The sequence below is a fragment of the Paraburkholderia phosphatilytica genome (assembly GCF_003443895.1).
Lineage (GTDB): Bacteria > Pseudomonadota > Gammaproteobacteria > Burkholderiales > Burkholderiaceae > Paraburkholderia > Paraburkholderia phosphatilytica.
Window position 1 is genome coordinate 36,781 of sequence record NZ_QQOA01000017.1, and the last position, 14,397, is coordinate 51,177.

Consider the following 14,397-nt stretch of genomic DNA (forward strand, 5'->3'; position numbering starts at 1 on the left):
AGGCCGGGGATTATTGACGGGCGATCGTGTTGGTGCGACGGATCTTCGCCTGCAGCTGGATCACCCCGTACACCAGGGCTTCAGCTGTGGGCGGGCAACCCGGCACGTACACGTCGACCGGCACGATGCGGTCACAACCGCGCACGACCGAATACGAATAGTGGTAGTAGCCGCCGCCATTCGCGCACGAACCCATCGAGATCACCCAGCGCGGTTCGGCCATCTGGTCGTACACCTTGCGCAGTGCGGGCGCCATCTTGTTGCACAGCGTGCCGGCGACGATCATCACGTCCGACTGACGCGGACTCGGACGAAACACCACGCCGAAACGGTCGAGGTCGTAACGGGCAGCGCCCGCATGCATCATCTCCACCGCGCAGCACGCGAGACCGAACGTCATCGGCCAGAGGGAGCCGGTGCGCGTCCAGTTGATCAGCTTGTCAGCCGTGGTGGTGACAAACCCTTCCTTCAAGACCCCTTCGATACTCATTGCTTTCTACTCCAGACGGGCGGCGAGCACGTGCCGCCCACGCTAACCGGCGATTAACCCGTCATTCCCAGTCGAGGCCGCCTTTCTTCCAGATATAGGCGAAGCCCAGCAGGAATTCGAGCAGAAAAATCATCATTGCCATGAAGCCCGGCCAGCCGATGTCGCGCAGGGCCACGCCCCACGGGAACAGGAACGCGGTCTCAAGGTCGAAAATGATGAAGAGGATGGCCACGAGGTAGTAGCGCACGTCGAACTTCATGCGCGCGTCTTCGAACGCTTCGAAGCCACACTCGTATGGAGCGTTCTTGTCGCTGTCGGGCCGGTTCGGACCGAGGATCTTGCCGATGCTGACCAACGCCACGCCCAAACCGGTGCCCACGAGGAGGAACAACAAGACGGGGAAATAGGCTGCGAGGTTCAAGACTGTCCTCAATCGGTTGGTTCTGGATGACGCCGGAGAATATACATGGAAAGTATACGCCCCTTCGTGAAATCGCTTCGATCTGCCTGGCGATGCAAGCCCATCGCAATCCGGAGGCTAGAAGCGAAAATGCCAGCCCGGCTGAAGAAGCAAGCGGCTGGCATTAGATAACATTGGTGCCGACGGCGAGACTCGAACTCGCACAGCTTTCGCCACTACCCCCTCAAGATAGCGTGTCTACCAATTTCACCACGTCGGCACTGTCTGCAATCCGGGAAAACTACTTCGGTAACCCGCGAATCGCTTCAAGACTTGAATTGTAACCCGTCTACGCAGTTTGTTCAACGCACAAAAGCGGTCGGATCGAAAATTTTATTTCGGCACGTCCTGGCCAGGAGCGGACGCTGCAGACGCAGTTGCCGGTGCTGCCTGAGTGCTTGCCGAAGTCGCCGCCGAAGCTGCTGCAGGAGCCGAAGCAGAGGCCGCCGATGCGGGTGCGGGAGCCGACGTCGTCGCACCGAGAATGCCCGCGGAAGGCCGCGAGTGATAGGAACCGATGTAGGTCAACGCGAGCGTCGAAACGAAAAAGACCGTGGCGAGAACCGCGGTGGTGCGCGACAGGAAGTTCGCGGAACCGCTTGCACCGAAGAGGCTTCCCGATGCACCGCTGCCGAACGCCGCGCCCATGTCCGCGCCCTTGCCGTGCTGCAGCAGAACGAGGCCGATAACGCCCAGCGCCGACAGCAACTGGATCACGACAATCAATGTTTTCAGATACAGCATGACACTCACCCGAGTCTTCGTTTAGCCGCGCAACGCACGATGCGTCACGCGAAATTCATATTGGCCGCTTGTGAGGCAACTGCCCCGGCAAGCAACCCCTTCTTGCCTTAGCGTCAACCGTACCATGTACAAGCCAGCCGCATCCTTCAAGGGGTAGCGTCCGCTGCCCCTACCGTTCCACGCGCGACCTCGCCGGCCGCGGCGCAGATCGCGAGAAAATCTTCATCGACGAGCGATGCGCCGCCGATCAATCCGCCGTCGATATCCGGCTGACGAAAGAGCTCACCCGCATTGCCCGGCTTCACACTGCCGCCATACAGCAACGGCACATCGGCCACCGTCGCGCCCTGCGCCGCGAGACGCGAACGCAGGAACGCATGCACCTGCTGAGCCTCGGTGGATGTCGCACTCTTGCCCGTGCCGATCGCCCACACCGGCTCATACGCGACGACGATCTTCGCGGCATCGTCCGCTAGCTTCTTCAGTACGGCGTCGAGCTGCGCGCCGACCACCTGCTCGGTCTCGCCCGCTTCGCGCTGCGCAAGCGTTTCGCCCACGCAGACGATCGGCGTCAGACCCGCGAGCAGCGCACGCTGCGCCTTCACCGCGACGAACTCGGCGCTCTCGCCGTGATATTCACGACGCTCCGAGTGCCCGACGATCGCATACGTCGCACCGAAATCCAGCACCATTTCCGCGGCGACTTCGCCGGTATAGGCGCCGCCCTGATGCGCGGACACGTCCTGCGAACCCCACTTCACGCGGCTGCCCGCGAGCAGCGCCTGAGCCTGCGCCAGATACGGACACGGCACGCACACCGCGACACCAACCTGCTCCGGCAACGAACCGGCACCGATCGCGACCGCCTCCAGCAGCGCCCTGTTGCTACCGAGGCGCCCATGCATCTTCCAGTTGCCGACTACCAGCTTTGCTCGTTGTTTCGCCATCGTCTCGTCTTGTCCCTGAACGGCCTCGGCACCCGCTTTGAGTCAAAGCGTGAGTCACGGTACGAGTTACGGCGCAACCACAGCCATGTACTCGCCCTGCCGGGCCGATTGAAATCGTGTCGTAATCAAGCGGCGCACGCAAAACACGCAATTTTACTGTGCGCCGGTGAACTGGGTCAAACCGGAACCGTCAGGCGTCCCCACCCCAATTCAGCACGATCTTGCCGACGTGCGTGCTGGATTCCATCAACGCATGCGCGTCGGCGGCCTGCGCGGCCGCGAACGTGCGGAACACGACCGGTTTGATACGCCCTTCCGCGATGTGCGGCCACACGCGCGCATGCAGCTGCGCGGCGATCTTCGCCTTGAACTCGACGGGCCGCGGGCGCAGCGTCGAGCCCGTGATGGTGAGCCGGCGGCGCAGCACTTCGTTCAGGTTGACCTCCGCCTTCGAGCCGCCGAGCATCGCGATCAGCACGAGGCGGCCGCCGTTGGCGAGCGCGCCAAGTTCGCGCGGCACGTACGAGCCGCCGACCATGTCGAGGATCACGTCGACGCCGCGATCGTGCGTGAGCGACTTCACGACCTCAACGAAGTCTTCCGTCCTGTAGTTGATCGCACGCTCGGCGCCGAGCGCTTCGCACGCGCGGCACTTGTCGTCCGAACCCGCGGTGGCGAACACGCGAAAGCCGAGCGCATGCGCGATCTGGATCGCCGTCACGCCGATGCCGCTCGAGCCGCCCTGCACGAGCAGCGTTTCGTTCTCGCCGCCCTCGCCCGCGCCGAGCTGCGCGCGATCGAACACGTTGCTCCACACCGTGAAGAAGGTTTCCGGCAGCGACGCTGCCTCGATGTCGGTGAGACCTTCGGGCACCGGCAGGCACTGGCCGAGCGGCACCGCCGCGTATTCGGCATAGCCGCCGCCCGCGAGCAGCGCGCACACGCGATCGCCGATCTTGAGACCGAACGGATTGTGCTTTGCGTCCAGCATTCCGCCGACGATCTCGCCCGCGACTTCGAGCCCCGGCAGCTCCGACGCGCCCGGCGGCGGCGCATACGCGCCCTTGCGCTGGAACACGTCCGGGCGGTTGACGCCCGATGCCGCCACCTTGATCAACACTTCGCCCGCCTTCGGCTCCGGCATGGGCCGCTCGGCCAGCTTGAGCACTTCAGGCGCGCCGAATTCGGTAATCTCGATCGCTTTCATCTACGCCACTCCGGGTATTGGATTGCGCTGCGAACGCGCTGCGCGACGAGGGGCGAAAAGCTGCGCCACCGTTGCTGCGCCAGACCCTCGAAGCGGCTGGCGCGCATACGCACTGCAATCCCTTCTCCGATGAAAAACGGCCGGTGCGTCATCACGCAGCCGGCCGTCAATCACTCTACCGCATTACTGCTGGGTCGGTTCGCCCTGCGGTGCGCCTTCGTTCAGCAGCGCCTTCGCAGAGAGCCGCACACGGCCCTTTTCGTCCGTCTGGATGACCTTGACCTTCACCTGCTGGCCCTCCTTCAGATAGTCGTTGATGTCCTTGATACGCTCGTTCGCGATCTCGGAGATGTGCAGCAGACCATCCTTGCCCGGCAGCAGGTTCACGATCGCGCCGAAATCCAGCAGCTTCAGGATCGTGCCTTCGTACACCTGGCCGACTTCCACTTCCGCCGTGATGTTCTCGATGCGCTTCTTCGCTTCGGCCATGCCTTCGCTCGATGTGCTCGCGATCGTCACGACGCCGTCATCGGAGATATCGATCGTCGTGCCCGTTTCTTCCGTCAGCGCGCGGATCACCGAACCGCCCTTGCCGATCACGTCGCGGATCTTTTCCGGGTTGATCTTGATCGTGATCATGCGCGGCGCGAATTCCGACAGCTCCATGTTCGCACCGGCGACCGCCGAGGTCATCTTGCCGAGGATGTGCATGCGGCCTTCCTTCGCCTGCGCGAGCGCGACCTGCATGATTTCCTTCGTGATGCCCTGGATCTTGATGTCCATCTGCAGCGCGGTCACGCCAGCTTCCGTACCCGCCACCTTGAAGTCCATGTCGCCGAGGTGATCCTCGTCGCCGAGAATATCGGTCAGCACCGCGAACTTGTTGCCTTCGAGGATCAGGCCCATCGCGATACCCGCGACGTGCGCCTTCATCGGCACACCGGCGTCCATCAGCGCGAGACAGCCGCCGCACACCGACGCCATCGACGACGAACCGTTCGATTCGGTGATTTCCGACACGACGCGGATCGAGTAGCCGAACTCCTCGGCGCTCGGCAGGCACGCGACGAGCGCGCGCTTGGCCAGACGGCCGTGGCCGATTTCGCGGCGCTTCGGCGAACCCACGCGGCCCGTTTCGCCGGTCGCGAACGGAGGCATGTTGTAGTGGAGCATGAAGCGGTCGCGGTACTCACCTTCGAGCGCGTCGATGATCTGCTCATCGCCCTTGGTGCCGAGCGTCGCGACCACGAGCGCCTGCGTTTCGCCGCGCGTGAAGAGCGCCGAGCCGTGCGTGCGCGGCAGGACACCCGTGCGGATTTCGATCGGGCGCACCGTGCGTGTGTCGCGGCCGTCGATGCGCGGCTCGCCGTTCAGGATCTGCGAACGGACGATCTTCGCTTCGATGTCGAACAGCACGTTGCCGACCGTCGCCTTGTCCGCCGCGACGGTGCCGGCTGCTGCGGCTTCTTCTTCGAGCTTCGCCGACGTGGCCGAATAGACTTCCTTCAGCTTCGTCGAGCGTGCCTGCTTGTCGCGCAGCTGGTACGCAGCGAGCAGTTCCGGCTGGGCGATTTCGGTCACGCGGGAAATCAGCGCCTCGTTCTTCGCCGCCGGCTGCCAGTCCCACTCGGGCTTGCCGCCTTCACGCACCAGTTCGTGGATCGCGTCGATGGCCTTTTGCATCTGCTCGTGGCCGAACACAACCGCGCCGAGCATCACGTCTTCCGGCAGCTGGTCCGCTTCCGATTCGACCATCAGCACCGCGCGCTCCGTACCGGCGACGACGAGGTCGAGACGCGATTCCTTGATCTGCGAGCGCGTCGGGTTCAGCACGTACTCGCCGTTCAGGTAACCGACGCGCGCCGCGCCGACCGGGCCGTTGAACGGCAGGCCGGACACCGCGAGCGCGGCCGATGCGCCGATCAACGCGGGGATGTCGGCCGGCACTTCCGGGTTGATCGACATCACGTGCACCACCACCTGCACTTCGTTGTAGAAGCCTTCCGGGAACAGCGGACGCAGCGGCCGGTCAATCAGGCGCGAGATCAGCGTTTCGCCTTCCGACGGACGGCCTTCACGGCGGAAGAAGCCGCCCGGGATCTTGCCCGCGGAGTAGGTCTTTTCGATGTAGTCGACGGTCAGCGGGAAGAAATCCTGGCCCGGCTTCGGGTTTTTCGCGCCGACGACCGTCGCGAGCACGACCGTATCTTCGACGTCCACCAGCACCGCACCGCCGGCCTGACGGGCGATTTCGCCCGTTTCGAGGCGAACGGTGTGCTGGCCCCATGTGAATTCTTTGACGATCTTGTTGAACATGGACATAGTGACTCCTTCATTCATTGTGGTGTCGCGCGGCGTGCCCGAAGGACTCGCGGTGCGACATGGCGAAGGCTCAGGCTGCGAGGGAAGAGGAGTGATATGCCATTCCAGCGGAACACGCCCCGCATGATCTGCTGGAATGACACAGGCTCTGCCCTGTAGCCCGGCCGTCTCGTTCCGGCTCCCTTTACTTCACTGGCGGTGCAGCACCGCTCTTTCTCCACCGCTTCATGCTTTACCACTGCGCGGGTACTGCACCTTCACTGCTACGCTTGCGGCCGACCCGCCGTACCTTCCAAAAACAAAATGCCTGTATCAGTTCACTGACACAGGCATTTGCTGACGGATCGTCGATTCGCGCAAACCGCGCCGGCTTACTTGCGCAGGCCCAGCTTTTCGATCAGCGCGCGATAGCGGTCGGCGTCCTTACCCTTCAGGTAGTCGAGCAGCTTGCGACGGCGGCTCACCATGCGCAGCAGACCGCGGCGGCTGTGGTGGTCCTTCGAGTGCGACTTGAAGTGGACGGTCAGTTCGTTGATACGGGTCGTGAGCAGCGCGACCTGAACTTCGGGGGAGCCGGTGTCGTTGGCGCCGCGCGCGAACTGGGCGACAACGTCGGACTTCTTGATTTCTGCAACAGTCATTTGATTTCCTTTGAAACTGACAGGCGGTCACGGAAGAAAGGCCGTGCCGTGCGGTTACTTTTGATGCCTACTTGACTACCAAAACTACGGGTACGACTTACAACAAGCTGCGTATTGTAGCACAGCGCGCCTGCGCCGCGAACTCCCCTATGGCTATGGCCGCGCCATCCTGCAGGTGGTCGGCGGCACGGTCTTCTCCGGCGGCAGCGCCAGCACCGTGCGAAAACCATAGCCGGAGCCCTCGTTGTCGAAGCGCACGCCGGGCGTCCCAGCCTTGTCCATCTCCATCACGTAAAGGGGCTGGATCAGCTGATGATCGTCCGCGCGCATCCACGATGCATGGAAGCCGTTGTCGAAGCGCAGCCCTTCGAGCGCCTTCGCGACCGCCTCCGGTTGCGCCGAATGCGCGCGATTCATCGCGTCGGCGAGCATCTGGATCATCAGGCTCATCCGCAGCACCGGGTAGTCGTCCTGCGCGGCAGGAAAGCGCTTGCGGAACGCCGCATACCACGCGTCGGACGGCGCGCCGCCGGCGTTCGGGTGCCAGTCCGCGACCGCGAGCACACGGTGGACGCCCGCGTCGCCGAGCGCCGCCGGCGCGCCGAGGCTGTTGCCGTAGAACGTGTAGAACTTCGTATCCAGGCCCTGCTCGCGTGCGGCCTTGACGAGCAACGTCAGGTCGTTGCCCCAGTTGCCGGTGATCACCGCGTCGGCGCCGCTCGCGCGGATCTTCGCGATGTACGGCGCGAAATCCTTCACCCGGCCGATCGGATGAAATTCGTCGCCGACGATCGCGATGTCCGGCCGGCTCGTTGCCAGCGCGCTCCGCGCGAGCGTGCTGACGTCGTGGCCGAAGCGGTAATCCTGGTTCAGCAGATAGACCTTCTTCACCGTTCGATCGCGTCCCAGCACGTCGACGAGCGCATCCATCCGCATGCCCGCGTGCGCATCGAAGCGGAAATGCCAGAAGCTGCAGTTCGCGTTCGTGAGGGCCGGGTCGTCCGCCGAGTAGTTGAGGAACACCTCGCGGTTATCCGGATCGCGCGCGTTCTGGCGGTCGATCGCGGTGATCAGCGCCGCGGCGACCTCCGAGCTGTTGCCCTGCATCACGAAACCGATGTGCTGGTCCTCCGCCGCGCGCAGCTGCACCAGCGCCTCCTCGGGACTGCCCTTGCTGTCCAGCACGACGAGTTCGAGCGGATGCGCGCCGTCCGCGAGCTTCACGCCGCCCTGCGCATTCACCTCTTCGATGCCGAAGCGCAGATTGCGCTCGACGGCCGCACCGGCGTTCGCGAACGGCCCCGACATCCCCTCGATCAGCGCGAGACGGATCGGCTCGCCGGTGGCGGTTGCGGCCTGCGCCGCGCCGCACGGCAGCGCGCCGGCCGCGCCCAACGCAAACGCCGCCGCAACGAACGACGCCACGCGCGCGAACGTCCGGCGCACACGGATAGAAGCGCGGATAGAAGGAATGCGCACGCGTGACGCCGCGCGGATTGCAATGCTGCTCATCGTGATGGTGCCTTGGGTGATCCGGTGACGGTTCGATCGGTGGAAGCGCGGATCATAGGGTGCGCCGGCGCCGCGGGCAAGCCTGCTGGCCGTTCGGCCGATGCCGGACGGTTGCGCGCAGTCGGTGCAACGCGCCCGCGAGGCGTGTCAAAATGACGGGATTCCAGAACAACATCGCGCTCCCGCCATCGGAGGATTTCATGTTCGTCCGTTCCCCTACCGCGCTCGTGTCGGCCTGCGCCGCCATGCTGTCGCACGCGCCGCTGCGGCGTGTCGCGCTGGCCGGGTTGCTCGCGCTCGCCGGCTGCGCCCAGCCGTGGCAGCAATACCAGGCCGGCGCGGATCAGTCCACCATCGTCGCGCGCCTCGGCCCGCCGGGCGAGACCTACGATCTGCCGAACGGCGGCAAGCGCCTGATGTGGCCGACCCAGCCGATGGGCGAAACCACCACCGCCGCGGATATCGACGCATCCGGCAAGATCGTCAGCGTCCGCCAGGTGCTGCAGCCGCTCGAGTTCTACAAGGCCGAGATCGGCAAGTGGACGAAGTCCGACGTGCTGGTCAACTTCGGCCGTCCGGAGGAAACCGCGTATTTCCCGCTGATGAAGCGCCAGGTGTGGACCTACCGCTATCTGGAGGACAACGTCTGGTACATGCTCTACAGCTTCTACTTCGACGACAGCGGCGTGCTGCGCACTACGCAGAAGACGCCCGACCCGCTGCACGATCCGGACCGCCGCAACCTGTTCTGACCGCTGACCGCGCGCGGGACCACCCGCGTCGCGCAGACAAACGAAAGCCCCTTGCACTCAATCCGAGCGCAAGGGGCTTTTCCTTTGCTGCGGCACGACCCTCGCGGCACGACCCTCGCGGCCGCGCGCGCCTCAACGCACGATCACGAACGCTGCGGGTTCAGCTTGTCCGCGTTCGAATGCAGCTTGTTCAGCGCCGAGATATACGCCTTCGCCGACGCCGCGACGATGTCCGGATCGGTGCCGACGCCGTTCACGATCCGCCCCGCCTTCGACAGACGCACCGTCACCTCGCCCTGCGCCTGGGTGCCGGTGGTGATCGCGTTGACCGAGTACAGCAGCAGTTCGGAGCCGCTGCCCACTTCGGTTTCGATCGCGTTCAGGGTTGCGTCGACCGGACCGTTGCCCGCCGCTTCGCCGGTCGTTTCCTTGCCGTCCACCGCGAACACGACGCGCGCGTGCGGACGCTCGCCCGTCTCCGAATGCTGCGCCAGCGACACGAACCGGTAGTGCTCCTTCTCGAGCGCCTCGCCCGACTCTTCGGTGACGATCGCGATGATGTCCTCGTCGAAGATCTCGGCCTTGCGGTCCGCCAGTTCCTTGAAGCGCGCGAACGCGTTGTTGAGTTCGGCTTCGCTGTCGAGCGTCACGCCCAGCTCCTGCAGGCGCTGCTTGAACGCGTTGCGGCCCGACAGCTTGCCGAGCACGATCTTGTTCGCGCTCCAGCCCACGTCTTCCGCGCGCATGATCTCGTAGGTGTCGCGCGCCTTCAGCACGCCGTCCTGGTGGATGCCCGACGCGTGCGCGAACGCGTTCGCGCCGACCACCGCCTTGTTCGGCTGCACGACGAAACCGGTGATCTGCGACACCAGCTTCGACGCCGGCACGATCTGCGTCGTGTCGATGCCGAGGTCGAGGCCGAAGTAATCCTTGCGGGTCTTCACCGCCATCACGATCTCTTCGAGCGACGTATTGCCCGCGCGCTCGCCGAGACCGTTGATCGTGCATTCGACCTGACGCGCGCCGCCGATCTGCACACCCGCGAGCGAGTTCGCGACCGCCATGCCGAGGTCGTTATGGCAGTGCACCGAGAACACCGCCTTGTGCGAGTTCGGAATGCGCTCGCGAAGCGTCTTCACGAGGTTGCCGTACAGCTCCGGCACGCCGTAGCCGACCGTGTCGGCAATGTTGATCGTGGTCGCGCCTTCGGCGATCACGGCTTCGAGCACGCGGCACAGGAAATCCATGTCCGAGCGGCTGCCGTCTTCCGGCGAGAATTCCACGTCGTCGGTGAACTTGCGCGCGAAACGCACCGCGAGGCGCGACTGCTCGAGCACCTGCTCCGGCGACATGCGCAGCTTCTTCTCCATGTGCAGCGCCGAGGTGGCGATGAACGTGTGGATGCGGAAGCGCTCGGCGGGTTGCAGCGCATCGGCGGCACGTTGAATATCCTTGTCGTTCGCGCGGGCGAGCGAGCAGACCGTGCTCTCCTTCACCATCGACGCGATCGTGCGGATCGCATCGAAATCGCCGTTCGAACTTGCCGCGAAACCGGCCTCGATCACGTCGACTTTCATCCGCTCCAGCTGCTTCGCGATGCGGATCTTCTCTTCCTTCGTCATCGACGCGCCGGGCGACTGCTCGCCGTCACGCAACGTCGTGTCGAAAATGATCAACTTGTTGTCTGCCATTTCGGGGCTCCTCGGGGACTCGTGTCTAACGATTCTGGAAACGGATTACGGAATTCGGGTGTTCGCGCCACCGGCGGCGACGTGACACAACGAACGAGGCAGACGGAGGGCGAGAACGATCAGCGCGGCAGGCGCGCTAGCGCTAGCACGCGTAGCGGCGCGCCGGCTTGCAGGAGAAGGAGGGAGAACATGTGCTTGTCCATCCGGCAAATATAGCGGCAATCCCGGAAACACGCAATTGAGAGTAACCAGGGCGGCGATAGCGGCTCGCTTCTTTCGCGCCGGCCGAAGAAAAACGGCAGCCACGCAGGCTGCCGTCCGGATGTCACGTAAAGCACCGCGAGGCGGCCGCCCTGCCCGTCACCCCTTGCGCTGCGACGAACGTGCCGGATTCGCGCGGCCGCGCGCGGCCTGCCACGCCCAGAACACGTAGCCCGACAGGCCGTACAGCACGAACAGGCCGAACAGCATCAGCGGCGGGTCGGACGAAACCAGCACGAACGCGACCACCACCAGCAGGATCGCCGCGAACGGCACCCGGTGACGCACGTCGAGCGCCTTGCCGCTGTAGAACGGCGCGTTCGACACCATCGTCACGCCCGCGTACACCGTCAGCACGAACGCGACCCACGGCAGCCACACGAGCTTCACGGGCACGCGGTTATCGGTGGCGAGCCACACGAAGCCCGCGATCAGCGCGGCCGCGGCCGGGCTCGGCATGCCCTGGAAGAAGCGCTTGTCGACGACGCCGATGTTGGTGTTGAAGCGCGCGAGCCGGAGCGCCGCGCCCGAGCAGTAGACGAACGCCGCGAGCCAGCCCCAGCGGCCCAGGTCTTTCAGCACCCACTCGTACATCACGAGCGCCGGCGCGACGCCGAACGACACCATGTCGGAGAGACTGTCGAACTGCTCGCCGAATGCGCTTTGCGTATGCGTCATGCGCGCGACGCGACCGTCCATGCCGTCGAGCACCATCGCGACGAAGATCGCGATCGCCGCGACCTCGAAGCGCACGTTCATGGCCTGCACGACCGCGAAGAAGCCGCAGAAGAGCGCGGCCGTGGTGAACGCGTTGGGCAGCAGATAGATGCCGCGTTTTCTCAGGAACTGCTGCCGCTGCGCACGCCGGCTGTCGACCTGCACCGGCTCCTGCTGCATGCTTTTGTTACGGCGAAACGGCCGCGGCAGCGGCGCGGCGTTCGTGCGGGGCCGGCGTTTGAATGCCGCCATCGAAACCTCCTTGCGCCTCAGAGTTCAGCGAGAATCGTCGACGACGCGGAGACCTTCTCGCCGATCGACACGCGCGGACGGCTGCCCACCGGCAGGTACACGTCGACGCGCGAGCCGAAGCGGATGAAGCCGTAACGCTGGCCGCGCGTGAGCGGCTCGCCTGCCCGGACGTAGCAAAGAATGCGCCGCGCGATGAGGCCTGCGATCTGCACCGAGGTCACGGTGTGGCCGCTCGCGAGATCGATGACGAGCGCATTGCGTTCGTTCTCGGTCGATGCTTTATCGATTGCGGCATTCAGGTAGGCGCCCGGGAAGTATTCGACCTTGCGCACCGCGCCGTCCACCGGCGAGCGCTGCGAGTGCACGTTGAACACGTTCATGAACACGCTGATCTTCAGCGCCTCGCGGTTCGCGTAAGGATCGAACGCGGTTTCGACCGCGACGATGCGGCCGTCGGCCGGGCACAGCACGGCGTTGGCCTGGGTGGGAATCGGCCGCGACGGGTCGCGGAAGAACTGCACGACGAAGATCAGGATCAGCCAGAACGGCCACGCGAGGCCGAAGCCCGCGACGGCGTGGATCAACAGCGCGACGACCGCGGCGATCGCGATGAACGGCCAGCCTTCCCGCGCGATGATCGGATGAGGGTAATTCATGGATGGTTTCTGGTTTTTTGTAAAACCGTAGGATAGCAAAAGCCGCCCACGGTTCTGCACCTGAGGGCGGCTTTCCGGACGGCGCGAGCCGCAATCCGGCATGCTTCGTCAGCACGCACGGATCGCGGCACGGCGCGCGTTACAGGCTCATCAGTTCTTCGACTGGTCGACGAGCTTGTTCTTCGCGATCCACGGCATCATCGCGCGCAGCTTCGAGCCGACCTGCTCGATCTGGTGCTCGGCCGTGATACGGCGGCGCGACTGCAGCGTCGGCGCGCCGGCGCGGTTCTCGATGATGAAGCTCTTCGCGTACTCGCCCGTCTGGATGTCCTTCAGGACGTCCTTCATCACCTTCTTCGTTTCGTCCGTGACGACGCGCGGACCCGTCACGTACTCGCCGTATTCGGCGTTGTTCGAGATCGAGTAGTTCATGTTCGCGATGCCGCCTTCGTAGATCAGGTCGACGATCAGCTTCAGTTCGTGCAGGCACTCGAAGTACGCCATTTCCGGCGCGTAGCCCGCTTCCACCAGCGTCTCGAAGCCAGCCTTGATCAGCTCGACGGTGCCGCCGCACAGCACGGCCTGCTCGCCGAACAGGTCGGTTTCGGTCTCTTCGCGGAAGTTCGTTTCGATGATGCCGGCACGGCCGCCGCCGTTCGCCACCGCGTACGACAGCGCGATGTCGCGCGCCGCGCCCGACTTATCCTGCGCGACCGCGACGAGGTGCGGCACGCCGCCGCCGTTCTGGTACGTGTTACGCACCGTGTGACCCGGCGCCTTCGGCGCGATCATGATGACGTCCAGATCCGCGCGCGGGATCACCTGGCCGTAGTGCACGTTGAAGCCGTGCGCGAACGCGAGGGCAGCGCCCTGCTTGGCGTTCGCGTGGACTTCCTTCGCGTAGACCTCGGCGATCTGCTCGTCGGGCAGCAGCATCATCACGACGTCGGCGCCCTTCACGGCTTCCGCCACTTCCTTCACCGTGAGGCCCGCGTTTTCAGCCTTGCTCCACGATGCGCCGCCCTTGCGCAGACCGACCGTGACGTTCACGCCGCTTTCCTTCAGGTTCAGCGCGTGTGCATGGCCTTGCGAGCCGTAGCCGATGATCGTGACCTGCTTGCCTTTGATGAGGGAGAGGTCGGCGTCCTTGTCGTAGAAAACTTTCATGTCTGTTCCTTGGCGATATTCAGTGATGTTCGGATACTGCGAATGCTGCGTGGTACTGCGTTGCTGCCGGCGTCACACCTTGAGGATGCGCTCGCCGCGGCCGATACCGGAGCCGCCCGTGCGGACGGTTTCGAGAATCGCGGTGGCGTCGAGCCCTTCGATGAACGCATCGAGCTTCTCGCTCGCGCCGGTCAGCTCGATCGTGTAGGTCTTTTCGGTGACGTCGATGATGCGGCCGCGGAAGATATCCGACATCCGCTTCATCTCCTCACGTTCCTTGCCGACCGCCCTTACCTTGATCAGCATCAGCTCTCGTTCGATGTGGGCGCCCTCAGTCAGGTCGACCACTTTCACCACCTCGATCAGGCGGTTCAGATGCTTCGTGATCTGTTCGATCACGTCGTCCGAGCCAATGGAGACGATGGTCAGGCGCGACAGCGATCGGTCTTCTGTCGGTGCCACCGTCAAGGTTTCGATGTTGTAGCCGCGTGCCGAGAACAGGCCGACCACGCGCGACAGCGCGCCCGGTTCGTTCTCGAGCAAAACGGAAATGATGTGTCGCATGATTCGTCTCGCGT

General features: G+C 64.4%; 14 protein-coding genes and 1 tRNA gene. 1 reads left to right on the plus strand and 14 read right to left on the minus strand.

The features are described from left to right. Positions 1-10 precede the first annotated feature (10 nt). From DVS29_RS19075 to DVS29_RS19115, 9 genes are all read right to left on the minus strand, one after another. The gene (locus tag DVS29_RS19075) at positions 11-490 is read right to left on the minus strand and encodes a NuoB/complex I 20 kDa subunit family protein (protein WP_006052903.1); all 480 of its coding nucleotides are present in this window, start codon (positions 488-490) and stop codon (positions 11-13) included. Between the two features lie 61 nt (positions 491-551). After that, positions 552-911, minus strand: a complete 360-nt coding sequence (locus DVS29_RS19080; RefSeq protein ID WP_118182054.1) for an NADH-quinone oxidoreductase subunit A — start codon at positions 909-911, stop codon at positions 552-554. A gap of 174 nt (positions 912-1,085) precedes the next feature. Further along, positions 1,086-1,170, minus strand: a tRNA-Leu gene (locus DVS29_RS19085). A 113-nt stretch (positions 1,171-1,283) separates the two neighbouring features. Continuing rightward, entirely contained in the window at positions 1,284-1,694 is a 411-nt protein-coding gene (gene secG, locus DVS29_RS19090; protein ID WP_118182055.1) for a preprotein translocase subunit SecG, read from the minus strand. A gap of 146 nt (positions 1,695-1,840) precedes the next feature. Further along, positions 1,841-2,641, minus strand: coding sequence for a triose-phosphate isomerase (gene tpiA / locus DVS29_RS19095; RefSeq protein WP_118182056.1), 801 nt, complete (start codon positions 2,639-2,641; stop codon positions 1,841-1,843). Between the two features lie 190 nt (positions 2,642-2,831). After that, on the minus strand, positions 2,832-3,848 hold the full coding sequence (locus DVS29_RS19100) for an NAD(P)H-quinone oxidoreductase (protein WP_118182057.1): 1,017 nt from the start codon (positions 3,846-3,848) through the stop codon (positions 2,832-2,834). 183 nt (positions 3,849-4,031) lie between these two features. Further along, positions 4,032-6,170 carry a polyribonucleotide nucleotidyltransferase gene (gene pnp / locus DVS29_RS19105; protein WP_118182058.1) on the minus strand — a complete coding sequence of 713 codons (2,139 nt, stop codon included), beginning with the start codon at positions 6,168-6,170 and terminating at the stop codon, positions 4,032-4,034. A 371-nt stretch (positions 6,171-6,541) separates the two neighbouring features. Next, positions 6,542-6,811, minus strand: a complete 270-nt coding sequence (rpsO, locus tag DVS29_RS19110) for a 30S ribosomal protein S15 (protein ID WP_118182059.1) — start codon at positions 6,809-6,811, stop codon at positions 6,542-6,544. Positions 6,812-6,964: 153 nt separating this feature from the next. Next, the gene (locus DVS29_RS19115) at positions 6,965-8,323 is read right to left on the minus strand and encodes a branched-chain amino acid ABC transporter substrate-binding protein (RefSeq protein WP_118182060.1); all 1,359 of its coding nucleotides are present in this window, start codon (positions 8,321-8,323) and stop codon (positions 6,965-6,967) included. A 200-nt stretch (positions 8,324-8,523) separates the two neighbouring features. Here DVS29_RS19115 and DVS29_RS19120 point away from each other — a divergent pair, with 200 nt between their 5' ends. Then, the gene (locus DVS29_RS19120) at positions 8,524-9,075 is read left to right on the plus strand and encodes a hypothetical protein (protein ID WP_118182153.1); all 552 of its coding nucleotides are present in this window, start codon (positions 8,524-8,526) and stop codon (positions 9,073-9,075) included. Positions 9,076-9,218: 143 nt separating this feature from the next. On the opposite strand, the gene DVS29_RS19125 is transcribed toward DVS29_RS19120, so the two are convergent. From DVS29_RS19125 to ilvN, 5 genes are all read right to left on the minus strand, one after another. Continuing rightward, positions 9,219-10,766: a 2-isopropylmalate synthase gene (locus tag DVS29_RS19125; protein ID WP_118182061.1), complete on the minus strand. Its 1,548-nt coding sequence runs from the start codon at positions 10,764-10,766 to the stop codon at positions 9,219-9,221. Between the two features lie 360 nt (positions 10,767-11,126). Further along, on the minus strand, positions 11,127-11,996 hold the full coding sequence (gene pssA, locus DVS29_RS19130; protein ID WP_118182062.1) for a CDP-diacylglycerol--serine O-phosphatidyltransferase: 870 nt from the start codon (positions 11,994-11,996) through the stop codon (positions 11,127-11,129). Positions 11,997-12,013: 17 nt separating this feature from the next. Further along, on the minus strand, positions 12,014-12,652 hold the full coding sequence (locus DVS29_RS19135) for a phosphatidylserine decarboxylase (RefSeq protein WP_118182063.1): 639 nt from the start codon (positions 12,650-12,652) through the stop codon (positions 12,014-12,016). A 150-nt stretch (positions 12,653-12,802) separates the two neighbouring features. Beyond that, positions 12,803-13,846, minus strand: coding sequence for a ketol-acid reductoisomerase (ilvC, locus tag DVS29_RS19140; protein WP_276314320.1), 1,044 nt, complete (start codon positions 13,844-13,846; stop codon positions 12,803-12,805). 45 nt (positions 13,847-13,891) lie between these two features. After that, positions 13,892-14,383, minus strand: a complete 492-nt coding sequence (ilvN, locus tag DVS29_RS19145; RefSeq protein WP_118182065.1) for an acetolactate synthase small subunit — start codon at positions 14,381-14,383, stop codon at positions 13,892-13,894. Positions 14,384-14,397 lie beyond the last annotated feature (14 nt).